20 protein-coding genes are annotated in these 24062 nt (G+C 62.4%); 8 read left to right on the top strand and 12 right to left on the bottom strand.

Features of this window, described 5'->3' with window-relative positions; all coding sequences use genetic code 11:
- Positions 1-30 precede the first annotated feature (30 nt).
- The 3 genes from VXL81_RS18310 to VXL81_RS18300 are packed head-to-tail and all read right to left on the bottom strand — an operon-like array spanning position 31 to position 3646.
- On the bottom strand, positions 31-1635 hold the full coding sequence (locus VXL81_RS18310; protein ID WP_416555537.1) for a carboxyl transferase domain-containing protein: 1605 nt from the start codon (positions 1633-1635) through the stop codon (positions 31-33).
- Entirely contained in the window at positions 1632-2108 is a 477-nt protein-coding gene (locus tag VXL81_RS18305; protein ID WP_260087503.1) for a hypothetical protein, read from the bottom strand. The genes VXL81_RS18310 and VXL81_RS18305 overlap by 4 nt, the downstream gene beginning before the upstream one ends.
- On the bottom strand, positions 2105-3646 hold the full coding sequence (locus VXL81_RS18300; protein WP_416555534.1) for an AMP-binding protein: 1542 nt from the start codon (positions 3644-3646) through the stop codon (positions 2105-2107). Before VXL81_RS18300 ends, VXL81_RS18305 begins: the two co-directional genes overlap by 4 nt.
- A gap of 149 nt (positions 3647-3795) precedes the next feature.
- Here VXL81_RS18300 and VXL81_RS18295 point away from each other — a divergent pair, with 149 nt between their 5' ends.
- The gene (locus tag VXL81_RS18295; RefSeq protein ID WP_416536805.1) at positions 3796-4398 is read left to right on the top strand and encodes an OmpW/AlkL family protein; all 603 of its coding nucleotides are present in this window, start codon (positions 3796-3798) and stop codon (positions 4396-4398) included.
- Positions 4399-4550: 152 nt separating this feature from the next.
- On the opposite strand, the gene VXL81_RS18290 is transcribed toward VXL81_RS18295, so the two are convergent.
- On the bottom strand, positions 4551-5711 hold the full coding sequence (locus VXL81_RS18290) for an isovaleryl-CoA dehydrogenase (protein ID WP_416539235.1): 1161 nt from the start codon (positions 5709-5711) through the stop codon (positions 4551-4553).
- Positions 5712-5909: 198 nt separating this feature from the next.
- Between VXL81_RS18290 and VXL81_RS18285 the strand changes: the two genes are divergently transcribed.
- Complete coding sequence (locus VXL81_RS18285; RefSeq protein WP_340545106.1) at positions 5910-6974, top strand: Hint domain-containing protein; 1065 nt, start codon at positions 5910-5912, stop codon at positions 6972-6974.
- Between the two features lie 21 nt (positions 6975-6995).
- On the opposite strand, the gene VXL81_RS18280 is transcribed toward VXL81_RS18285, so the two are convergent.
- Both VXL81_RS18280 and VXL81_RS18275 read right to left on the bottom strand, forming a co-directional pair.
- Positions 6996-8204 carry a DegT/DnrJ/EryC1/StrS family aminotransferase gene (locus VXL81_RS18280; protein WP_340545105.1) on the bottom strand — a complete coding sequence of 403 codons (1209 nt, stop codon included), beginning with the start codon at positions 8202-8204 and terminating at the stop codon, positions 6996-6998.
- A 108-nt stretch (positions 8205-8312) separates the two neighbouring features.
- Positions 8313-8978, bottom strand: a complete 666-nt coding sequence (locus VXL81_RS18275; protein WP_416536802.1) for an HAD-IA family hydrolase — start codon at positions 8976-8978, stop codon at positions 8313-8315.
- Between the two features lie 132 nt (positions 8979-9110).
- Between VXL81_RS18275 and glmU the strand changes: the two genes are divergently transcribed.
- The 3 genes from glmU to VXL81_RS18260 are packed head-to-tail and all read left to right on the top strand — an operon-like array spanning position 9111 to position 12990.
- Entirely contained in the window at positions 9111-10466 is a 1356-nt protein-coding gene (gene glmU, locus VXL81_RS18270) for a bifunctional UDP-N-acetylglucosamine diphosphorylase/glucosamine-1-phosphate N-acetyltransferase GlmU (RefSeq protein WP_416555532.1), read from the top strand.
- A complete protein-coding gene (glmS, locus tag VXL81_RS18265; protein WP_340545102.1) occupies positions 10466-12274 on the top strand; it encodes a glutamine--fructose-6-phosphate transaminase (isomerizing) in 1809 nt (602 codons plus the stop codon). The genes glmU and glmS overlap by 1 nt, the downstream gene beginning before the upstream one ends.
- Positions 12271-12990, top strand: a complete 720-nt coding sequence (locus tag VXL81_RS18260; RefSeq protein WP_416555530.1) for a DNA alkylation repair protein — start codon at positions 12271-12273, stop codon at positions 12988-12990. Before glmS ends, VXL81_RS18260 begins: the two co-directional genes overlap by 4 nt.
- A 117-nt stretch (positions 12991-13107) precedes the next feature.
- Here VXL81_RS18260 and VXL81_RS18255 read toward each other — a convergent pair whose 3' ends face one another.
- On the bottom strand, positions 13108-13578 hold the full coding sequence (locus VXL81_RS18255) for a hypothetical protein (protein ID WP_416543637.1): 471 nt from the start codon (positions 13576-13578) through the stop codon (positions 13108-13110).
- A gap of 102 nt (positions 13579-13680) precedes the next feature.
- Here VXL81_RS18255 and moaA point away from each other — a divergent pair, with 102 nt between their 5' ends.
- The 3 genes from moaA to VXL81_RS18240 are packed head-to-tail and all read left to right on the top strand — an operon-like array spanning position 13681 to position 17090.
- Complete coding sequence (gene moaA, locus VXL81_RS18250; protein ID WP_340545099.1) at positions 13681-14688, top strand: GTP 3',8-cyclase MoaA; 1008 nt, start codon at positions 13681-13683, stop codon at positions 14686-14688.
- 1 nt (position 14689) lies between these two features.
- Complete coding sequence (locus VXL81_RS18245; protein ID WP_416555528.1) at positions 14690-16033, top strand: 3-deoxy-D-manno-octulosonic acid transferase; 1344 nt, start codon at positions 14690-14692, stop codon at positions 16031-16033.
- A 13-nt stretch (positions 16034-16046) separates the two neighbouring features.
- The gene (locus VXL81_RS18240) at positions 16047-17090 is read left to right on the top strand and encodes a glycosyltransferase family 4 protein (RefSeq protein WP_416555526.1); all 1044 of its coding nucleotides are present in this window, start codon (positions 16047-16049) and stop codon (positions 17088-17090) included.
- 83 nt (positions 17091-17173) lie between these two features.
- Here the strand turns inward: VXL81_RS18240 and VXL81_RS18235 are convergent, their stop codons facing one another.
- The 5 genes from VXL81_RS18235 to VXL81_RS18215 form a co-directional block, all read right to left on the bottom strand.
- The gene (locus tag VXL81_RS18235; protein WP_340545096.1) at positions 17174-18337 is read right to left on the bottom strand and encodes a M20 aminoacylase family protein; all 1164 of its coding nucleotides are present in this window, start codon (positions 18335-18337) and stop codon (positions 17174-17176) included.
- 89 nt (positions 18338-18426) lie between these two features.
- A complete protein-coding gene (locus VXL81_RS18230) occupies positions 18427-19590 on the bottom strand; it encodes a M20 aminoacylase family protein (RefSeq protein WP_416545408.1) in 1164 nt (387 codons plus the stop codon).
- 10 nt (positions 19591-19600) lie between these two features.
- The gene (locus tag VXL81_RS18225; protein ID WP_416555524.1) at positions 19601-20767 is read right to left on the bottom strand and encodes a M20 aminoacylase family protein; all 1167 of its coding nucleotides are present in this window, start codon (positions 20765-20767) and stop codon (positions 19601-19603) included.
- Positions 20768-21008: 241 nt separating this feature from the next.
- Complete coding sequence (gene argE, locus VXL81_RS18220; RefSeq protein WP_416555522.1) at positions 21009-22175, bottom strand: acetylornithine deacetylase; 1167 nt, start codon at positions 22173-22175, stop codon at positions 21009-21011.
- Between the two features lie 4 nt (positions 22176-22179).
- Positions 22180-24000: an ABC transporter ATP-binding protein gene (locus VXL81_RS18215; RefSeq protein ID WP_340545092.1), complete on the bottom strand. Its 1821-nt coding sequence runs from the start codon at positions 23998-24000 to the stop codon at positions 22180-22182.
- Positions 24001-24062: the final 62 nt, after the last annotated feature.

Genomic DNA, 24062 nt, shown 5'->3' with positions numbered 1-24062 from the left:
ATATTTTGGGCCAGAAGAAACGCGGGGCGCTTACATCCGGAAGACGCCGAATTTGGTCTCTTCGATCGGGGCGTTCAGGGCGGCACTCAGCGACAGGGCCAGCACGTCGCGGCTCTTGCGCGGGTCGATGATGCCGTCGTCCCAAAGCCGCGCCGAGGCGTAAAGCGGGTGGCTCTGCTCCTCGAACATCTCGATGGTGGGGCGTTTGAACTCGGCCTCGTCCTCAGTGCTCCAGCTGCCGCCCATACGTTCGATCGCGTCGCGTTTCACTGTCGCCAGCACGCCCGCCGCCTGCTCGCCACCCATCACCGAGATACGGGAATTCGGCCAGGTCCACAGAAAACGCGGGGAATAGGCGCGGCCCGACATGCCGTAATTGCCGGCACCGAAGGAGCCGCCAACCAGCATCGTAACCTTCGGCACATTGGTGGTGGCAACCGCTGTCACCATCTTGGCGCCGTGGCGGGCAATGCCTTCGTTTTCATATTTGCGGCCGACCATGAAGCCGGTGATGTTTTGCAGGAACACCAGCGGGATCTTGCGCTGGGAGCACAGCTCCACGAAATGCGCGCCTTTCTGGGCGGCTTCGGAGAACAGGACGCCGTTGTTGGCGATGATGCCGACCGGGCAGCCCTTCACATGGGCAAAGCCGGTCACAAGGGTCTCGCCAAAGCGCGGCTTGAACTCATCAAAGCGCGAGCCATCGACCAGCCGCGCAATCACCTCGCGGATGTCATAAGGCGTGCGCAGATCGCCCGGCACCACGCCGAGGATTTCCTCGGGGTCGTAGGCGGGGTCCTCTGGGCTGGCCCAGTTCACTGTCAACGGCTTGGTGATGTTCAGCGATTGCACCGCGCGCCGCGCCAGTGCCAGCGCATGGGCATCGTCCTCGGCGAGGTAATCCGCCACACCGGAGAGGCGCGTGTGCACATCGCCGCCACCCAGATCCTCGGCGCTGACCACCTCGCCCGTGGCGGCCTTCACCAGCGGCGGGCCCGCGAGGAAGATGGTGCCCTGCTCCTTCACGATGATGGTGACATCCGACATCGCCGGCACATAGGCACCGCCCGCAGTGCAGGAGCCCATGACGACGGCAATCTGCGGGATGCCCTTGGCCGACATCCGCGCCTGATTGTAGAAGATGCGCCCGAAGTGGTCACGGTCGGGGAAGACCTCATCCTGGTTGGGCAGGTTGGCACCACCCGAGTCGACCAGGTAGATGCAGGGCAAACGGTTTTCCTCGGCAATCTCCTGCGCGCGCAGGTGCTTCTTCACCGTCATCGGGTAGTAGGTGCCGCCCTTCACGGTGGCGTCGTTGCAGACCACCATGACCTCCTGGCCGTGAACCCGACCGATGCCCGCGATCACGCCCGCCGCAGGAGCAGCACCGTCATACATGGCGTGCGCCGCAGTGGCGCCGATCTCCAAAAACGGAGAGCCGGGGTCCAAGAGGTTCGCCACCCGGCGGCGCGGCAGCATCTTGCCGCGGCCTTCGTGCCGGACGCGGGATTTCTCGCCACCCCCCATGCGCGCGGCCTCGGCTGCCTCGCTGATCTGCGCGAGCGCGTCCAGATGCGCCGCACGGTTCTGTTTGAAGCCTTCCGAGGAAGGCATCGCCTTGGAATTGAGTTTCATTTCACATCCAATTCATTTGCTACACCGGCAGTGCGTGCCAATTCGCGAGCCGTGCTCCATCGCAACACGACTTTCAGGGTTTCACACATAAATTTCGTCATCTGCGCGCAGTTGGGGGCCAACTCATCGTTCATAAGCGTTGCCAATCTCTGATGATACGATTGCTCCAAGAAGGCGTCAGACAACGATGCCTGTTCAGGAAGTACCGCTGCGATCGCCTCAGTTCGACCTCGAATATGGAGGGTCAGCTCCTCAATGCAGGGCCGCCTTTCATCATACAGCCTCCCATATTCGCAATAGTCGTATGCGGTGGACATACACCGACGATCCATCTCACTGGCAATGTGAGTGCTCGAAAGGGCAGTACAACGGTCAAACCAAAGTGGCACATCGAGTTGCTTTGGTGCTTTCTGCGCAGCTGCACCGGCGGCGCCTGCGATCAGAAGAGCCGATATTGCCAGTTGCCTTATCATTTCATCTCCCCCGCTGCCCGCGCCTTCAGTTCCTTGCGGATGACCTTGCCGGTCACGGTCATTGGTAGGGCATCCAAGAACTCCACTTCGCGTGGGTAAGAGTACTTTGCCAGACGGGATTTGACGTAGTCCTGCAGATCTTTCTCGGATGGCGAGTGACCGGGTTTCAGCACCACATAGGCCTTCACGATTTCGGTGCGCAGCTCGTCCGGCTTACCCACCACACCCACGGTTGCCACGGCCGGGTGGGTCATCAGGCAGTCCTCGATCTCGGCCGGGCCGATGCGATAGCCGGCGGAGGTGATGACATCATCCTCGCGGCCCACAAAGCGCAGATAGTCACCCTCCCAGATGCCGCGATCCCCGGTGACCAGCCAGTCGCCATGAAATTTTTCAGCCGTCGCGTCGGGGCGATTCCAGTATTCAAGCATCATCGACGCCGCGCCCCGGCGCACGGCGACATCGCCCTCAGCACGTGTGGGGGTGCCGTCGGCGTCGATCACCTCGACCACGCACCCCGGAACCGGCCTGCCAATACAGCCAGGACGGACCGGGAAATCAGCGGCGCAGGAGGAAACCGTCATATTGCATTCGGTCTGACCGTAGAATTCGTTGATGGTCACGCCCAGGCTCCGCTGGCCCCAGGCGAGCATCTCTGCGCCCAGGGGCTCTCCACCAGACGCGACCGAGCGCAGACCGTCGAGCCCCTGCCCCGCCGCCTTCAGCAGGCGCAATGCGGTCGGCGGGAAGAAGACGTTGCGCACGTCCCCCCGGCGGATGGTGTCGGCGCAAGCCTCCGGCGTAAATTTGTCCAACCGTGCGGCGACAACAGGGACGCCCAGCGCCAGACCCGGCATCAGCACATCGAACAGACCGCCGATCCAGGCCCAGTCCGCAGGGGTCCAGAGGCAATCGCCAGGTTGGCCGAGATGATCATGGCTGATCGCAACACCGGGAAGATGGCCCGACAAAACCCGGTGCCCGTGCAATGCCCCCTTGGCGCTGCCTGTGGTGCCGGAGGTGTAGATCAACACCGCTGGCGTCTCCGGGGTGGTTTCGGCATAGGGCAGCAGATCGCCATTGTGCGCCGGGGTTTTGGTCAGGACCTCCTCCACCAGAAGCGGCTGTGCCAGCTCACCCAGCTGGGCGGCCCCAGCCGTATCGGTCAGCACAAGGTCCAATCCGGCATCGCCGATGCGTGAGGCCAGCGCATCCTGCTGGAACAGCTTGAACAACGGCACCGAGATGGCACCGATCTTCCAGATCGCCAGATGCGCAACTGCGCAGCCGACAGACTGGCTCAGCAGTACACCGACACGATCTCCGGCGGCGACCTGCGCCGACAGGTGGCGGGCCAGCAGGTCCACCTGTCCACGCAGCATCCCGTAGGTCACATCCCGGCGGTCTGCGGTTGTGAGATCAATCAGCGCAAGCGCATCGTCCGGGTGGTCCAGAGCTTGTTCAGCCATGTTGAGGCGGGCAGGAAACGCCCAGTCGCCTGCGGCCGTCAACCCGGGATATGTCGTCTGCTTGGTCATTAACAGCCCCTCGCAGGTTGCATGGCCGACATGCGTTTTTTCACTGCGTTCCCAAGGGGAAAGCCCGCGCGGGTTTGATCCAGATCAGTGTAACACCCGGCGGATGAGCGCATAGATCCCCCGTACACGAAAGAAGAGGGATAGTCCCAATGACCCGTATGGTTTCCGCCTTGGCTCTTAGCGCTGCACTGGCAGCCCTGGCCGGCCCCGCCCTTGCCCAGTCCCAGGGGGATTGGACCCTTGGCATCGGCATCGCCAACGTCAATCCGAAATCCGACAATGGTACGCTCGCCGGTGCTGCTGCCACGATTGACGACGATACTGCTCTGACCTTCACCGCGGAGTACTTCATCCGCGACAACATCGGGATTGAACTGCTGGCCGCCAGCCCGTTCGAACATGATATTTCTTTGAACGGCGCCTATACCGCGACCACGAAGCATCTGCCGCCGACCCTGTCGGTCAACTATCACTTCCCGACACAGACCAAGTTCAAACCCTTTGTCGGCGTTGGTATCAACTACACGACCTTCTTTGAGGAAAGCTCGCCCGCGGGGGTGATTTCGCTTGATGACAGCGTCGGGCTGGCACTGAACCTTGGCGCCGACTGGCAGATCTCGGATCGTGGCGCATTGCGGGTGAACGTCCGCTACATGGATATCGAAACCGATGTGACCCTGAACGGCACCAAGATCGGCACCGCCGAGATTGATCCGGTCACTGTTGGGTTTGGCTACGTTCACCGTTTCTGATCCCTTTGACGAGTAACTGATTAGAACGAGTGGTTCAGGGAGAGGCGGCGCACCTTATGGGGCGCCGCTTTCTCTGTCTTGCGCCTTGCAGGCGTGTTGCATCACCAAGCCGCAAGGCAGCAGTCAGCCGGGGCATCTGCCCCGGTGTCGGCTTACATCTGGCCCATCAGCTCGCGGCCGATCAACATCCGGCGGATCTCCGAGGTGCCCGCGCCAATCTCCATCAGCTTGGCATCCCGGAAGATACGGCCCACTGGGTTGTCGGAGAGATAGCCTGCCCCACCAAAGGCCTGCACCGCCTGATGCGCCTGCGTCATGGCCACCTCAGAGGCGTAAAGACAGCAGGCGGCGGCATCCTGGCGGGTCACGGTCCCCTTGTCGCAGGCTTTTGCCACTTCGTAGACATAAGCCCGCGCGGTGTTCATCGCGGTATACATGTCGGCGATCTTGCCCTGCATCAGCTGGAAGTTTCCAATCGGCTGGCCGAATTGTTTGCGTTCTTTCATGTAGGGCATCATCTCATCCATGCAGGCGGCCATGATGCCAGTGCCGATGCCCGCCAAAACGACGCGCTCATAGTCGAGACCAGACATCAGGACGCGCACGCCCTTGCCTTCTTCACCCAGCACATTCTCAAATGGGACCTCGACGTCTTCGAATACCAGTTCGGCGGTGTTGGAGCCGCGCATCCCCAGCTTGTCAAAATGCGGCGAGGTCGAGAAGCCCTTGAATTCCTTTTCGATCAGGAAGGCTGTGATCCCCTTGGATCCCGCTTCGGGGTCGGTCTTGGCATAGACCACCAGCGTGTCGGCATCGGGACCGTTCGTGATCCAGTATTTATTGCCGTTCAGGCGGTAGTGATCATTGCGCTTCTCCGCGCGCAGGCTCATCGAGACAACATCGGAACCGGCGCTTGCCTCGGACATGGCCAGCGCGCCGACGTGTTCGCCGGAAATCAGCCGCGGCAGATATTTTGCCTTTTGTTCGGCATTGCCGTTGAGCTTGATCTGATTGACGCAGAGATTCGAATGCGCGCCATAAGACAGCGACACCGAGGCGCTGGCCCTGGCGATTTCCTCAACCGCGACGGTATGGGCCAGATAGGACATGCCGGCACCGCCGAATTCCTCAGGCACGGTGATACCCAGCAATCCCAGCTCACCCATCTCCTGCCATAGCTCGGCGGGGAATTCGTTTTTCTGATCAATCTCCTGCGCCATTGGCTTGACGCGCTCCTGCGCCCAGCGGTGCACCATGTCGCGCAGGGCGTTCACATCTTCGCCCAGATCAAAGGTCATGCTTGCGTTAAACATCGTTTTCTCCCGAAGTCGCCGGTTATTGAACAGTCGTTCATTAATAGCCACATCCCTGGCCTTCAGTCAATAAGATGACACCTCAGCGTGCAGAAATAATCTGCGCATACCCGCCGCCACGGCGGTGCGATTGCCACACTGGCGCCTTACTTTGCGATTAACGCATTGTTTACCAAAAGCAGGCAGAGGCCCGGCGCGATGCAAAATCTGATCATCAACGGAACATTTGACAGCGGCTCCGCCAATTGGAGCGGCACCGACCTGGAGGCCAGCAATACAGAGAGCGCCTATCTCGGGAATGGCTCATCCAATCGCGTGGCCGAAATGGACGGTCAATCCGGCCAGACCACCGTGATGGAGCAGAGTTTTACCGTCACTGCTCCGATCCAGACCACGCTGACGCTGGACGCCGCCCTGCGCACTGCCTCGCTGAGTCAGGCGGGCACCGAGGGATTTACCGTCGAAATTCTGGATGCGAGCGGAGCCGTTATCGCCTCCATGTCGGTGCTGCCGACCACCAGCAGCTTTACCCAGACCAGCCTGAATGTGAACTTCACCAGCCCCGGAGACTACACGCTGCGCCTGACCGAACTTGGCAGCGACGATAGTCTCGGCGCGATCGTCGACAATATCTCGCTCTTGGTATGCTTCTGCAATGGCACCCTGATCGAAACGGCCGACGGTCCCCGCGCCATCGAAACCCTCACGCCGGGCGACATGGTCATGACCGAGGACGGGCTGAAGCCGCTGCGCTGGATTGGCAGGCGGCGTGTCTCGGCGAACGAGATGAGGGACGACCCCAGGCTCCGCCCGGTGCGGATCGAGGCCGGCGCCCTCGGGCCGGGACTGCCCAAGAAACCGCTGCTGGTCTCGCGGCAGCATCGGATGCTGATCCGATCACGCGTGGCGCAGCGCATGTTTGGCCAATTCGAGGTGCTGATCCCGGCCATTCGCCTTACCGCCCTGCCGGGGATCTATGTATCCGCACCGCAGGAGGGCATCGCCTATTTCCACATGCTGTTCGACAACCACGAGATCGTTCTCGCCAATGGTGCCCCCAGCGAAAGCCTGCTGGTCACCGAACCGTCGCTGGCCGCCCTCTCCCCCGCCGCGCGGCAGGAGTTGAAACAGCTGTTTCCGGATCTGGTTGGCGCGGCGCAGCACGGCCCTGCCAGCGCCAGACCCATCCCGCCACAGCCCAGACAAAAGCGGCTTCTGGAACGGATCGGCAAAAACAATCGCGCTGTCGTGGATCCTATCTGAGCCGAGCAGCCAGCCGACCCGTCAGCGCTCTCCGGCCTGGAACACCGCCGCCACCTCAGCCCGGATGATGCGCGCGATCTGCGCACAGTCGGAAAGCGAGAAGGTCAATGGCACCCGCATGTCGATGATCCCGTGCAGCACACGATCACTTGCGGGCATTGCCGGTGCCGCCGCGTAGCGCCAGCTGTCATAGCGGGAGGTGAATGCGACCGGCTCAGCCGCACCAAACCATTTGAGTTCGACTCCGCGAGCGCTGCACCGGCGCAGCACCTCACGGATCTTGTCAGCCGACCAGTCCAGCAGCAGGAACTGGATGGAGGAGCCGACATATAACTCCGCTTGCGGGCGTTCGACGACCTGCAGGCCGGGCGTGTCTCGCAGCCCTGTCTCGATCTGCTGATAGCGTTCGTTCCAGCGCTGCACCTGCTGGTCCAGTTGCCGCAGCTGCGGCCGCAGGATCGCGGCGCGCAGGTTGTCCATACGGCCCGAAATATTGGGGGTTTCATATTTGATCCGCTCGAACACCTCAGGTCCGGGCGCAGCCCGATGCCGTGAGTAGAGCATATAAGACCCCGACAGCATGATGGCGCGGGCCGCGATTTCGGGGTCCGAGGTGATCATCAGACCGCCCTCTCCCGAGTTCACGTGCTTATAGGTCTGGCAGGAATAGCAGCCGACAGCGCCGTGACGGCCGGACAGAACCCCGTTCCACCGCGCGCCCATGGTGTGGGCGCAGTCCTCGATCACGGTGACGCCCGCAGCATCGCAGATGGCCATCAACCGATCCATATCGCAAAGATGACCCCGCATATGTGACAGCATCAGAACCTTTGGGTGACCATCCGCCGCCAGCTGACGCTCAAGATCCTCAAGATCAAGGGTCAGCGCTTCGGTTACCCCGACATAGACCGGCTGTGCGCCAACAGCGGCAATCGACCCCGGTACCGGCGCGAGGGTGAAGGCATTGGTCAGAACCCTGTCGCCGGGCCGCACCCCGACCGCGCGCAGGGCGGTTGCCAGCGCATAGCCCCCCGACGCCACGGCCAGGGCATAGGGCGCGCCCATCTGGGCCGCAAATTCCTCTTCCAGCAGGGTTACCTCGCCCGCCTCATCCGCCACCACATTGTAGCGATGCAGGCGTCCGTGGCGCATCACCGCGACGGCGGCTTCGATGGCGTCTTCGGGGATGGGTTCCTGCTGGGTAAAGCTACCGCTGAATATCTCTGTCATGGTGTTTTTGTCTGCCCCTGATCACAGGAGGTCAAGCCCTGCCATGGAACCACCCGAGAATACGGCGACGATGTCACGACGACATCGCCCGGACGACATCGCCTGACATCAAAGAGGCAGCAAGCGGGCCGCCAGTGCCGGAAGATCCTCAAAACGCTGTAACAGCGCCTCGGGGCGCAGCGCCTCAAGGTCGTCGCCGGACGGACCAAAGGTCACCAGCACCGAGGCCACCCCGGCCGCTGCCGAGGTCTTGCGGTCGGTGTCCGTATCACCGATCAGAATTGTACGCTCAGGATCACCCCCGGCCCGCCGGGCAGCCTCCCGCAGCGGCTCCGGGTCAGGCTTGCGCACCGGCAGCGTATCCGCCCCGACCAGAGAGTGGAACGCATCACGTACGCCCAGACTCTGCATCAGCTTCTCCGCCAGCGCCTCCGGCTTGTTGGTGCAGATCCCCACCCGGAACCCGTCGGTTTTCAACTGCTCCACCGCCGCCATGGCGCCCGGATACAACACCGTGTGATGGTCAATCGCATCGCGGTAATACTCCAGAAGCCGCGGATAGTATTCCTCGACGGTTTCTTCACGATACTCCCCGGCGCGTTTCAGCCCGGTGGTCAACATGCTCTTGCCGCCGCGCAGGGCAACCGCAGCATCCCGTGGCAAGGACAGCAGATTCCCCAGTCCCATCTGACGGAAACAGGCATTCGCCGCAGCCAGAAGATCACCGGATGTATCCGCCAAAGTACCATCGAGATCGAAGATAACCGTTCGCATATCTGCCCTCTCTCGGCGCGTTTCCGCCACCGCTTGTTGCAAGCCGCAACCTTGTTTGATGGCGCTTTGCCTTGCGCGCCTGCTGTTAGCGGATAAAACGGGGGCGCTGAAAAGACAAAGAGAAAACATCACATGAGCACCGCCCTCGTCATTCTGGCCGCAGGCAAAGGCACCCGGATGAACTCCGACCTGCCCAAGGTTTTGCATCCCATTGCCCACGCCCCGATGCTGGAACATACGCTGTCCGCCGGTCGCGCGCTGGCCCCCGAGCGCACCATCGTGGTGGCCGGTCACGGCGCGGATTATGTACGGGCAGCCCTGGCCGATATCGACGAAGATGTCGAAATTGTCGTTCAGGAAGAACAGCTTGGCACAGCTCATGCCGTCGCGCAGGCGCGTGAGGCACTGACCGGTTTCGAGGGCGATATCGTCGTGCTTTATGGCGACACGCCCTTTGTCAGCGCCGAAACGCTGGAACATATGATCGCCGCACGGCAGAACGCCGATCTGGTGGTTCTGGGCTTCACCGCAGCTGATCCGGCACGCTATGGCCGCCTGGTCATGAATGGCGACAGCCTGGAACGTATTGTCGAATACAAGGACGCAACCGAGGCCGAGCGCGCGATTGATTTCTGCAATTCCGGGCTGATGGCCGGCAATGCTGCGCAGATGTTTGCGTTGATTGACCGTGTCGACAGCGCCAATGCCTCCGGCGAGTATTATCTCACTGATCTTGTGGAGCTGGCCTGCGCCGATGGGCTTCGGGTCACTGCGGTCTCCTGCGATGAGGCCGAGACCCTTGGCATCAATTCCCGCGCGGATCTGGCCGAAGCCGACCGCATCTTCCAGCGCCGTGCACGTGCCGCGCTGATGGAGGATGGCGTCACGCTGATGGATCCTGAGACGGTCTATCTGGCCTTTGACACCGTCATCGGCCGCGACACGATCATCGAGCCCAGTGTTGTCTTCGGCCCCGATGTCACGGTCGAAAGCGGTGTCTTCATCCGATCATTCTCACATTTTGAGGGCTGCCATATCTCGCGCGGCTCCAAGGTCGGCCCCTATGCCCGCCTGCGCCCCGGTGCAGAGCTGGCAGAGAACACCCACATCGGCAATTTCGTTGAGATCAAGAATGCTGAAATTGCCGAGGGCGCCAAGGTCAACCACCTCAGCTACATCGGCGATGCCAGCGTTGGTGCCGGTACCAATATCGGCGCGGGAACGATCACCTGCAACTACGACGGCGTGATGAAACACCGGACCGAAATCGGAGCCGGTGCCTTTATCGGGTCCAACACCATGCTGGTGGCCCCGGTGCGCGTCGGCAATCAGGCCATGACCGCAACCGGAGCCGTGATCACGAAATCCGTCGAGGACGGCGCATTGGCCATTGCGCGCGCCGAGCAACAGAACAAACCCGGGCGGGCGCGCAAGCTGATGGACATGCTGCGCGCCAAGAAGGCCCGTCTTGGCAAAGGAGCCGAATAATGTGTGGCATCGTCGGCGTTCTTGGCAATCATGAAGCGGCCCCAATCCTGGTAAAGGCTCTCGAGCGGCTGGAGTACCGCGGCTATGACAGCGCCGGGATCGCCACCGTCAGTGACGGCGCGCTGGACCGCCGCCGTGCGGTGGGAAAGCTGGTGAACCTTTCCGATCTTCTTGTTCATGAACCGCTGCGCGGCAAATCCGGCATCGGCCATACCCGCTGGGCCACCCATGGGGCGCCGACGGTCAGCAACGCCCACCCGCATCGGGCCGGCAGGGTTGCCGTTGTCCACAATGGCATCATCGAGAACTTCAAAGAGCTGCGTGTGGAGCTGGGTCAAAAAGGCATCACCTTTGAGACCGAGACAGATACCGAAACCGTCGCCCTGCTCTGCGAGGCGCTGATCAGCGACGGCAAGTCCCCGGTCGAAGCGGCGCGCGAAACCGTGTCGCGTCTGGACGGAGCGTTTGCCCTGGCCTTCCTGTTTGAGGGCGAAGAGGATCTGATGATCGCCACCCGCAAGGGTTCGCCGCTTGCCATCGGCCATGGCGAGGGCGAAATGTTCGTCGGGTCGGACGCGATAGCGCTGGCTCCGTTCACCGACCAGATCACCTATCTGGAAGAAGGCGATTTTGCGGTACTGACCCGAACCAGCCTCGATATCTGGGACCAGCGCGGCGCCATCGCCAACCGCGAAAAACGCCAGATCCAGCTGGCAAATGCGCGCGTCGACAAGGACGGCCACAAGCATTTCATGGCCAAGGAAATCGCCGAACAGCCGGTTGCCATTGACCGCGCGCTGAAAGCCTATCTGAGCGAGGATGGCCAGCTGGCGCTGCCGTCCGAGCTGGACTTCACCAGGATCGAGCGGCTGACCATGGTGGCCTGTGGCACCGCCTATTATGCCTGTATGGTTGCGAAATACTGGTTCGAACAGATCGCCCGGATGCCGGTCGAAGTCGATGTTGCCTCTGAGTTCCGCTACCGCGAGCCGCCGGTGTCGGAGAAGACGATGGCGCTGTTTGTGTCACAATCGGGAGAGACCGCCGACACCCTGGCCGCCCTGCGCTACATGGACGGCAAGGCGCAGCAGATCGTGGGGCTGGTCAATGTTCCCGAAAGCTCCATCGCGCGGGAAAGCGATGTGCTTCTGCCGCTGCACGCTGGCCCGGAAATCTCTGTTGCCTCGACCAAGGCATTTACCTGCCAGCTGACCATCCTGCTGCTGCTCGCCCTGCGGGCGGCCCAACAGCGCGGCATCGCCCTGCCTGCCGGAATGCCCGACGATCTGCGCGCGCTGCCCGGTCTGATCAACCAGTCACTGACGGGCGCCAAGCAGATCACCGCTACGGCACGCGGGCTGGCGAAGGCACGGGATATCATCTTCCTCGGGCGGGGGCAGCTCTATCCGCTGGCGCTGGAAGGCGCGCTGAAGCTCAAGGAGTTGAGCTATATCCATGCGGAAGGCTACGCCAGCGGCGAGCTGAAACACGGCCCCATCGCGCTCATTGACGAGAAGGTGCCGGTGGTGGTTCTGGCGCCGCGTGATGCACTGTTCGACAAGACAGTGTCAAACATGCAGGAGGTCATGGCACGCGGGGGCAAGGTGATCCTGGTGACCGACACCGAAGGTGCCAAGATCGCCGGTGATGGCACCCATGAGGTGATCGTGATGCCGCAGGTACCCGATGCGCTGGCCCCGATCCTATATGCGGTGCCGGCGCAGCAGATCGCCTATTACACCGCAATCGCCAAGGGCACCGATGTGGACCAGCCCCGCAATCTCGCAAAATCGGTGACGGTGGAATGAGCGATCTGACACTGGAGGTGGCACTGGCCGCGCTGGAGAGCGCCGCCGAGCCTGCGCGCGCGGCTCAGATGGCCAGCTATCACAAGCAGAAGCGCGTTGTGCTGGGGGTTCCGAATCCCACCATCAACAGCCTGAGCCAGGAGTGGCGCAAGCAGCTGAGTTCGGGCGACGATGGGGTTGCCGCGCGCTGCGCGCTGGCGCAGGAGCTCTGGGCCAGCGATGTGTTCGAGGCGCGCATCGCGGCGGCAAAGCTGCTGACACAGGCGCGGATCAGGGACGACGCACCGGTCTGGGACCTGCTGCAAAGCTGGCTGCCGGATTTTGACAGCTGGGCTATTGCAGACCACGCAGCCTCGGCCATCCAGAAACGCCTTCAGGCTGAGCCCGCACGTCTGGATATCGTCGAGGGCTGGACCGGCTCTGATCACATGTGGACCCGCCGGGCAGCCCTGGTTGCCACGCTGCCCTGGGCCAAGCTGCCCAACCCCAAAGCTGAAGAACTGGCCGCACGCGAGCGGATCCTCGGCTGGGCCGCTGGCTACGTGCCCGATCGCAACTGGTTCATTCAGAAATCCATCGCCTGGTGGCTGCGCGATCTGAGCAAACATGACGCTGATCGCACCCGCGCATTCCTTGCCGAACATGGCGCAGCGATGAAGCCCTTTGCCCGCAAGGAAGCGGCCAAACATCTGCCTGCTGCCAGTCACGCCGACTGAACCGCGCAGGCAGGAATCTCGCAACAGCTGTTACCAACAAAATAGGCGCGCAGGAGATATCCTTCGCGCCATTTCTTTTTTTGGGGGGCTCGCCGGAGGTGACGACCTCAGGGCCGATCAGGCGGCAGGCAGGACCTCAACTTCGACCAGCTCCGTCAGCGGCAGCCCAAGTGCGCGCATCGCATCAATCGAAAGCCGACTTCCGGCGCCGGTGTCTCCACCGATTGGACGCAGAGTCAGCGTGACCTCGGTGCCCCGAGGCGAGCGCACGCGCGCCACCTGCGCACTATCGACCAAAGGCGTATCCATCCACAGACCGGGCTGCGAGGGATCCCCGAGGCTGGCCACGGTTGAGGCGCGCCCGGTATAGCCCGCAGCCGCGCCGACCGGGGCAACCGAACCGTTCGCAGCGTCCAGCGGTGTCTGTTCGACACCCGGCGCCAGCGGGACCGTAGCGGCCGTATCACTGACCGGATCACCAACCGGGCCAGAGGGCCTACCCCCACCCAGAACCGAGGAATTCCACTGCAATTGGCCACAGGCTCCAAGCAGCACGACAGACGACAGGATCAAAACAGAATAACGCATATCGCGACACTAGCTCCGCGCTCACGGCTTTGCCAGCGGCAATCCCGGGTTCGGCCAAACTCAGCCCTTGCCGCAAGCGCCGCCCCGCTTTACCTAAGAAGAATGACAGCGCCACTCATCGATCCCTTCGCCCGCGCCATTACGTATCTGCGCGTTTCGGTCACCGACCGCTGCGATTTTCGCTGCGTCTACTGCATGTCCGAAAACATGACCTTCCTGCCGAAGAAGGATCTTCTGACACTGGAAGAGTTGGATCGCATGTGTTCGACCTTCGTCAATCTTGGTGTTGAGAAACTGCGGATCACCGGTGGTGAGCCACTTGTGCGCCGGGGCATCATGACTTTCTTCCGCGCCATGACCCGGCATCTGGAAAGCGGGGCGTTGAAGGAGCTGACGCTGACCACCAATGGCTCGCAGCTGGAAAAATACGCGCAGGATCTTTATGACGCCGGTGTGCGGCGGGTGAATGTCTCGCTCGACACCATCGACGAGGCCAAATTTGCCGAGATCACCCGCTGGGGCCGCCTGCCCCAGGTGCTGCGCGGGATTGATGCGGCCCAGAAGGCCGGGCTGCGGATCAAGATCAACGCTGTTGCCCTGAAAGGCTTCAACGAGGACGAGCTGCCCGCCATCACCCGCTGGTGCGCCGAGCGCGATATGGATCTGACCTGGATCGAGGTCATGCCGATGGGCGATATCGGCAATGAAAACCGACTGGGTCAATATTGGTCGCTGAAAGACGTGCGCCGCGCCTATGAGGATCACTACAGCGTCACTGATCTGACCGAACGGACCGGCGGACCGGCGCGCTATGTCCGCCTGGAGGAGAGCGGCCAGAAGATCGGATTTATCACGCCGCTGTCGCATAACTTCTGCGAAAGCTGCAACCGGGTGCGCCTGACCTGCACCGGTGAGCTATACATGTGCCTGGGGCAGGAAGACATGGCGGACCTGCGCGCGCCGCTACGGGATCACCCCGAGGATGATCAGGCGCTGGAAGCGGCCATACGGGCTGCGATCACGCTCAAGCCCAAGGGCCATGATTTCGACTATTCCCGGCAAAAACTGGACGGGCAGATGCCACGCCACATGAGCCATACCGGCGGCTGACATGGCCAGCCGCAGGACCAGCGCGCCGACGCTGCTGTTTCACCTCTACCGTGGCGCCACTGCGCTGCTGGCACCATTCGCCTTTCGCAAGGTGGCGGGCAAGCTCGCCGACCATGGCGTTTCTCCCACACGGCAGCGCGAGCGTCTGGGCTATGCCAGCCAGCCGCGCCCGACCCCACGCGGACCGGACGGCAGGCCTGCGCCTCTGCTTTGGTTGCACGGGGCCTCGGTCGGTGAAAGCCTCGCAGCGCTCAGCCTGATTGACAAACTGGCCCCACGGCTGCCCGGCGCGGAGTTTCTGCTGACCTCCGGCACCGCCAGCTCGGCTGAGATGATGGCCAAGCGTATGCCCGCCAACTGTCGCCACCAGTTCGCCCCGCTGGATGCCACCGCCCCGGTCGATCGGTTCCTGCGCCATTGGCAGCCCGATGCAGCGCTTTTTGTCGAAAGCGAGCTTTGGCCGGTAACGCTCCATGCCGCTGAACAGGCTGCTGTGCGGCTCGCGCTGGTCAATGCCCGCCTCTCGGCCCGGTCTGTGGCGCGGTGGAAATCGAAACCGGCCACCGCGGCGTTTGTGATGCAGAAGTTTGATCTGCTGCTCAGCCAGAACCCGCAGATGGGGGACAGCCTGATCGAGCTGGGCGCCGCACCGGACAAAGTCCATCCCAGCGGCAACCTCAAGGCCGGTTCCGCTCCGCTGCCCGTCGATCAGGCGGCCCTTGATGCGGTCCGCGCAGAGCTTGGCGAGCGCCCGCTCTGGGTGGCCAGCTCCACGCACCGGGGCGAGGAAGAGACCGTGATCGCCGCGCATAAGGCGCTGCTGGCCGAGGACCCGGACATCTGCCTGCTGCTGGCCCCCCGCCACCCGGAACGAGCCGAGGACATCATCGCGCTGATCGAGCTGGCAGGCCTCAGCGTTGCGCGCCGTAGCGCCGGTCAGCCGCTGACAGCGGATACCCAGGTCTATCTTGCCGACACATTGGGCGAAGTCGGCACCTGGTATGCGCTGTCGCCCATCGTGTTTCTTGGTGGCTCCCTTGCGCCCATCGGCGGCCATAACCCCTTTGAGGTAGCACAGGCAGGCGCTGCCGTGATCACGGGTCCGGGATACTCCAACTTCGCCGAGACCTATCCGCCGTTGATCAGCGCGGGCGGCGCGGTCGAGGTCAATGATGCCAAGGGGCTAGCAGGTGCCGTAAGCCACTGGATGGATGATGATGCCGCCCTCAACGCTGCGCGCGACGCGGCCCGTGGCGTGGTCGCGGCACAGGCGGCAGCGCTTGATGGCGTGGTTGATCTGCTGATCGACAATCTGGCGCTGTCGCCCGCCCGCCAGCCCCATTGAACGGGACCCGCAGATGGCCGACCTTCTTGTCACCAATTTCAATCGCAACTTCACCGGCGTCTCGGCAACCGCCGCCAATGTGATCCGTCAGCAGGCGGGCCGCTATGATATGGCGCTGGTCGGACGCGCCCTGCCCGGCTGCCCGGACCCCATCAGCATCGCCGCTGCCCGCGCGGCCTCACGCAGGCATCATCCCGCCAAACCCTTTGCCATCTGGCATGTGAGGCGCAACACCGAAATGCGTGCGGCGATCTGGGCACGCGACGTCCTGCGCCTGCCCATCCGCATTGTCTTCACCTCGGCGGCGCAGCGGCGCCACTCGGCCTTTCCCCGCTGGCTGATCTCGCGCATGGACGCTGTGATCGCAACCACCGAGGCCGCAGCGGCCTATGTCCCGCATGTCCGCGCGGTGGTGCCACATGGCGTCGATACAGATCTGTTCACACCGGCGGAAAACCGCAGTTCCGCCTGGGCCGCGCTGGGGTATGGAGGCCAGCAGGGGATTGCCACCATCGGGCGCATTCGCCCCGAGAAGGGCACCGATCTATTCGTGGACGCCATGCTGCGCCTGCTGCCGGATCACCCCGGTCTGGTGGCTCTGGTGGTCGGCCGCGCCGCGCGGGAGCATCAGGGCTTTCTGAAGGGGCTGCAGGCCCGGATTGCGGCGGCTGGCCTTGGCGATCGCATCCTCTTTCCCGGCGAAATTCCGGCTGGCGATCTGCCGCGTGTGATACGGGCGCTGTCCTTGGTGATGCAGCTGCCGCGCTATGAGGGCTATGGCATGGCTCCGCTGGAGGGGCTGGCAAGTGGCGTCCCCTTTGTCGGGTCAGACACGGGCTACTACCGCGCGTTCTCCGCACAGGGAACGGTTGGGACGGTGGTGCCGCTGGAAGCTGTCGAGGCCGCGGCGGCAGCGGCTGATCGCCTGCTGTCGACACCCGATCAGCTGCTGGATTTCGGGCGCGCCGGGCGTGACCTCGCGGTAACGACCTTCAGCGCAAGCGCCGAGGCCGATGGGATTGACGCGGTCTATCAGGACCTCTGGTCCGCAGGCTGATCCAGCTCCCCTCCCCGGCGAGAACGCAAATTGCCTGCCCCGATGGGACAGGCAAGCAGGTCACCGACTGGATGACGGGCTGATCAGGCAGCAGGCATGCGCTGCTCGACGATTTCGGCCCACCAGCTACAGCCCGCCGGGATCGCCTCATCGTTGAAGTTGTACTCCGGGTGGTGCACGGCGGCAGTATCGCCGTTGCCGACCAGAATATAGGCACCGGGGCGCTCTTCCAGCATGAAGGCAAAGTCTTCGCCCCCCATCACCAGCGGCGCGTCATCGCAGCTGCCGGAGATGTCGCGGGCCACTTTGGCTGCAAATTCGGTCTGTTCTTCATGATTGACCATCACCGGGTAGCCGCGGTGATAGGTCACCTCAGCCGTGCCGCCATAGGTCGCTGCCACACCGGCACAGATCTCTTTGATGCGCTTCTCCGCAAGATCCCGCATATCGCCCGACATCGTACGCACGGTGCCTTTGATCTGGACACTCTGCGGGATCACATTGAACGCCTTGGAGGAGGTTTCAAAGGAGGTTACGGACACAACGATCTGATGCACCGGGTCCGCATTGCGCGAGGCGATGGTTTGCAGCGCCAGCACCGCCTGCGCCGTCATCACGGTGGTGTCGATGGTTTCCTGCGGCTTTGCGGCATGGCCACCGCGCCCTTCAAAGGTGATGTCGAACTGGTCCGTCGCTGCAAAGAAAGCACCCGGGCGGATCGCAAAGGATCCAACCGGCCGACCCGGCCAGTTGTGCATCCCATAGACCTCCTGGATATTCCAGCGATCCATCATGCCGTCGTCGCACATTTCCTTGCCGCCGCCGCCGCCTTCTTCGGCGGGCTGGAAGATCACCACGACAGTACCGTCGAAATTGCGGGTCTCAGACAGGTATTTGGCCGCCCCCAGCAGCATCGCAGTATGGCCGTCATGGCCACAGGCATGCATCGCGCCATCGGTTTTGGAGGCATAATCCAAACCGGTCTGCTCATGGATCGGCAGCGCGTCCATATCGGCGCGCAGACCGATGACCTTGCCGGAGCTGTCAGACTTGCCCTTGATCACGCCCACAACACCGGTCCGGCCAATGCCGGTGACAATCTCGTCGCAGCCGAATTCTTTTAGCTTCTCAGCGACCAGAGCGCTGGTGCGATGGGTCTCGAACAGGATTTCGGGGTTTTCATGAATGTCACGGCGCCAGGCGGTGACTTCCTCTTGCAGTTCGGCAAAGCGGTTCTTCACAGGCATGATAATATCCTCTTTTTTGCTCAATGCGCCGACCGTCATGGTCTGCGCCGTATTCGGGTAATTGGATCAGGGCGCAGCGCGCCTGCCCGTCAGGGCAGCGGCAGGCGCTGCTCAATCAGGGTGACAAACCAGCTGCATCCGCTGGGAATTGCGTCATCGTTGAAATCATAGGCCGGGTGATGCAGCCCAGCAGAGGGTCCATTGCCGACGCGGATCATCGCACCGGGGCGTTCCTCCAGCATAAAGGAGAAGTCCTCGCCCCCCATCGCCAGGGGCACCTCCGCGCAACGACCGGCCACAGCCACCGCAGCCGCATGGGCATGTTCGGTTGCGGCAGCGTCATTGATGGTCACCGGTACGCCGTTCACGAACTCCACCTCCGCCGAACCGCCAAAGCTCTGCGCGATACCGGCAGTCACCGCGCACAGCCGCTCCGGGATTTGCGCCCGCACGTCCGGAGAATGGGTGCGAATGGTGCCCTTTACCTCGGCCCGGTCGGGAATGACGTTATAGGCCTTCGATGACGTTTCTGCCGAGGTGACCGATAGAACTGCCTGCATCACCGGATCGACGTTCCGCGACACGATGGATTGCAGGGCGGTGATCAGCTGACACATCATCACCGTGGTATCGACGGTTTCCTGCGGTTTGGCAGCATGGCCGCCGCGCCCCTGAAGACGGATGATAAACTCGTCGACCGATGCCAGAATGGGGCCGGGCCGCAGCGCGAATTGGCCCAGCTCCAGCCCCGGCGAATTGTGGATGGCATAGACCTCGTCGATGCCGAAACGGTCCATCAGCCCATCCTTGCACATGGCCTCCGCACCGTTACCGCCCTCTTCTGCGGGCTGAAAGATCACCACCGCCGCACCATCGAAATTGCGCGTCTCCGCCAGATATTTCGCAGCCCCGAGCAACATCGCAGTATGACCGTCATGGCCGCAGGCGTGCATTGCCCCGTCGATCTTCGACGCGTGTGGCAGGCCGGTATCCTCCGCCATAGGAAGTGCATCCATATCGGCCCGCAGGCCGATCACGCGGCCCTGCGTGTCGCTGCGCCCCCGGATCACCCCGACAACCCCGGTCCTGCCAATACCGGTCACCACCTCGTCGCAGCCAAAGGTCCGCAGTTTCTCGGCAACCAGCGCGCTGGTGCGGTGCGTCTCATACAGGATTTCGGGGTGCTGGTGGATATCCCGACGCCAGGCGGTGATTTCAGCGTGCATTTCGGCAAAGCGGTTCTTCACGGGCATCGGATAATCCTCAGGCTGCGGGCAGACGTCGTTCGACCAGTTCGGCAAACCAGCTACATCCGAGCGGAATTGCCTCATCGTCGAAATCATAGGCCGGGTGGTGGCACATGGCGGTGTCGCCATTGCCGAGGAAGATATAGGCGCCCGGACGTTCTTCCAGCATATAGGCGAAATCTTCGGAGGGCATGATCGGGTCGGTGTCATCGCTGACCTTGGCCGCAACAGCGCGCGCGGCCTCAACCGCGTATCCGGTCTCAGCCTCGGTATTTACGGTGACCGGATAGCCCGGCGTCCAGATCACCTCGGCATGGGCGCCATAGGCAGAGGCGATATCCTCCGCAATGCGGCGCACACGGATCTCGGCCTGACCGCGGCACTCCGTTTCCAGCGTCCGCACCGTCCCCTGCAGACGCGCGGTATGGGCAATGACATTAGAGGCGGTACTGTCTGTCTCAAATGTGCCAACGGTCAACACCACACGTTTCAGCGGGTCGATATTGCGCGCCACGATAGACTGGAGCGAGACCACGATCTGTGCAGCGACCAGCGTGGTATCAATCGCCTCATGCGGGGTTGCTGCATGGCCGCCGACCCCAGTCACCCTGATCTCGAACTCATCGGAGGAGGCAAGCAGAGGCCCGGACCGGATGGCAAATTCGCCCACAGGAATCCCCGGAGCATTGTGCAGGCCATAGACTTCCTGAATGTTCCAGCGATCCATCATGCCATCGTCACACATCGCCTTGCCACCGGCGCCGCCTTCTTCGGCGGGCTGGAAGATCAGCACAACCTTGCCGTCGAAATTGCGGGTCTCGGCCAGGTATTTGGCGGTGCCGAGCAGGATAGAGGTATGACCATCATGGCCACAGGCGTGCATCAGCCCCGGTGTCTGCGACGCATAGTCCAGCCCGGTCGCCTCGGTGATGGGAAGCGCGTCCATATCCGCGCGCAGGCCAATGACCCGGCCAGAGGTGTTCGCCCTGCCCTCGATCACAGCGACAACCCCGGTCCGGCCAATCCCGGTGGTGATGTCTGTGATGCCAAAGCTGCGTAGCTTTTCCTCGACGAAGGCCGCTGTCTTATGAACCTCATAGAGCAGCTCGGGCATCTGATGCAGGTGACGTCGCCAGCCGGTGATTTCGGCGTGCATTTCGGACAGGCGATTCTTGATCGGCATGGGTGTCTCCCTACACTTGGTCCGTCGTTCCCCAATCGCACCGCTGGCTGATGCGCACTGAGCCTGCACCTCGGCGATGCGCGTTCGGTCAGGCCGTGCAGACCGGCGACAGCGCTAACGTCCGGGGTCTGCGGCCACTCTCTGCCAGAAAAATTGCCTTATCAAGTATCGACGTGCAACCAGATCTCCTTAGGCCGTGATCAGCCCAACCAGCTGTCGCCGACGCGCCGTTGTTCTGGGCTCAGGATGCCAGCCGGTCGACCAGCTGCTGCATGAAGTGGTGGCCCGCGTCGAACTGCGACACCTCGATATATTCATTGGGCTGATGGGCCTGGGCAATGTCACCCGGGCCACAGATCACGGCGGAATAGCCCGCCTCCTGAAACTGTCCGGCCTCGGTGCCATAGCTCACCACATGGGTGCCATTATCCCCGGTGAGCGAGCGCACCAGCGTCTCTGCCTCGCCCTCGACCTCGGGGACCAGCCCCGGAACGTTGAATTTCTTGCTGACGTCGATGCGGGTGTCGGGATGGATCGCCTGCATCTCCGCCTCAACCGCACGCACCCTGGCCAGATAGGCGGCCTCCCAGTCGGCGGCAGATTCGCCCGGCACCACGCGGAAATCCATCACGAAGCGACAGTCCTTTGCGGTGATATTATGCGCGGTTCCGCCGTTGATCATCCCGACATGGCAGGTGGTAAAGGGAGGCGTGAACAGCGCTGCAACCTCATCCGGCGCCTTGGCCATATTCTCGGCATTGCGGGCATTGGCCCAGTCGATCAGCCGGGCGCCCTGCATGATGGCGCTGACACCGGTGTGCATGAGCGAGCTGTGCACCTCAAAACCCACCAGATGGGTGCTGTAGCCGATCCCGCCCTTGTGCCCGGTCACCGGTCGCATCACCGAAGGCTCACCAACGATGACACAGGATCCTTTTGGCAGGACCTCCTGCATCGCGACAATCATGGGCGGCGCGCCGGTGCAGCCGACTTCTTCGTCAAAGCTGAGCGCCAGCTGCAAGGGCCGCGCGACGCCGCGATAATGGGCGGCCACCAGCGCCCAGATCGCCAGCGCGTCAAAGCCTTTCATATCGCAGGTGCCGCGCCCGTAATACTTGCCATCCCGCTCGACCACGGTGAAGGGATCGCTGTCCCAGGGCTGGCCTTCGATCGGCACCACATCCGTGTGCCCCGAGAGCACAACAGCCCCCTCGACCTCGGGGCCGACATGGGCAAAAACCGCCGCTTTATGCGGCTGCTCGGGATCGACCCAGCGATGCGCGGTGATGCCGTGGCTTGCCAGATAGCCCTCAACCCAATCCACCAGCGGCAGGTTGGTTTCGCTGCTGACAGTGGGAAAGGAGATCAGCTTGGTCATGATCTCCAGCGGGCTGAGCTGATCTGCCATACCCTTAGTAGCCGCTGTCAGTTGTCAGAACGAAATGCCCCGGTTCGACCTCGATATATTGCGAGGGCTCCGGCTCGTAGTTCAGATCATGGATCGGCGATGGGATCGGTTTGAAATTCAGGTCCTTCTCCGATTTGCGCTGATTTGGATCGGCAATCGGCACCGCCTTCATCAAGGCCTGCGTATAGGCGTGCTGCGGGTTCTCAAAGACCCGCGCCCGCGGTCCCAGTTCCACGATACGGCCAAGGTACATCACACCGACCTGATGGCTGACCCGTTCGACCACCGCCATATCGTGACTGATGAACAAGAAGGACAGGCCCAATTCTGATTGCAGTTCCATCATCAGGTTAAGCACCTGCGCCTGCACCGACACATCCAGCGCCGAAACGGCCTCATCCGCGACGATCAGTTTCGGGTTGAGCGCAAGCGCGCGGGCGATGGCAATGCGCTGCCGCTGACCGCCGGACATTTCGTGCGGATACCGGCGCATGAAGCTGCGCGGCAAATGCACCCTGTCGAACAGATTGGCGACGCGGTCCTGCAATTCGGAGCCGGAGGCAAGCCCATAGTTGCGCATCGGCTCCGCCACCTGATCCAGCAGCTGCATCTGCGGATTGAGCGAGGCAAAGGGATCCTGAAAAATCATCTGCATATCAAGGCGCGCCTTGTGCAGCTCCCGCGGGTTCAGACCCAGAATATCGCGCCCTTCAAATTCCACCGACCCGGACAGCGGCTCCACCAGCCGCAGGATCGACCGCCCGGCAGTGGACTTGCCGCAGCCGGATTCCCCGACCAGCGACAGCGTCTGCCCTTTAAACACCTTGAAGGAGACATCTTCCACCGCGTGAACATTGGCTATGGTGCGGCGCAGAACGCCGCCTTTTACCGGGAAGCGGGTCACCAGGTTGCGCACCTCCAGCAGCACCTCGTCGCTGCCCTTGATCGGCTTGATCTCCTGCTGTTCCACACCCATCAGCTTCATCGGCTCCGGGTAGTCCTTGCCGCGCATCTCGCCCAGTTTGGGAACGGCGGCCAGCAGCGCCTTTGTATAGTCGTGCTGCGGGTTCTCGAAGATTTCGGTGACGGTGCCTTCCTCGACCTTGTTGCCGCGATACATGACAACAACGCGATCCGCCATCTGCGCCACGACGGCCATATCGTGGGTGATGAACATCACCGCAGTGCCGGTCTCGCGCTTCAGTCGGTCCATCAGCGCCAGGATCTCGGCCTGGATGGTCACATCAAGCGCGGTTGTCGGCTCATCCGCGATCAGCAGGCGCGGTTCGCAGGCCATGGCCATCGCAATCACGACCCGCTGGCGCATACCGCCGGACAGTTCGTGTGGATATTGTTTCAGGCGGCGCTCCGGCTCGGGGATCCGCACCTCACGCAGCAGTTCCAGCGCACGGGCCTCGGCCTGTTTCTTGTTGAGGTTCTTGTGGATCCGCAACCCTTCGGTCAGCTGACGGCCGACGGTGAACACCGGGTTGAGCGCGGTCATCGGCTCCTGAAAGATCATTCCGATCTCATTGCCGCGAATCTGTTTCATCAGCGCCTGATCGGTCTTGCCGAGGTCGACCTCCTCGCCGTCGCGACGGTCAAACAGCAGCTGCCCCGAGGTAATGTCGCCGCCGCCGAACTCAACCAGCCGCATCAGCGACAGCGAGGACACTGATTTGCCGGACCCGGATTCGCCAACGATGCAAACGGTTTCGCCGGGATTGATGTCAAAGGAGACATCCTTCACCCCCACAACCGGACCGTCCTTTGTCTGAAACTCCACCCGGAGTCCCTTAATTTGCGCGATTGGTTGATCCAGCACCGTGACGTCCCCTTCGTGTTCTTCTTTTTCGATGGCGTTAACAGAAATGTGTACGCACCTGC

The organism is Phaeobacter sp. JH204B, from assembly GCF_048055755.1.
In the GTDB taxonomy this organism is placed as follows: Bacteria; Pseudomonadota; Alphaproteobacteria; order Rhodobacterales; family Rhodobacteraceae; genus Phaeobacter; species Phaeobacter bryozoorum.
This window is presented reverse-complemented; position numbering and strand designations above follow the sequence as displayed.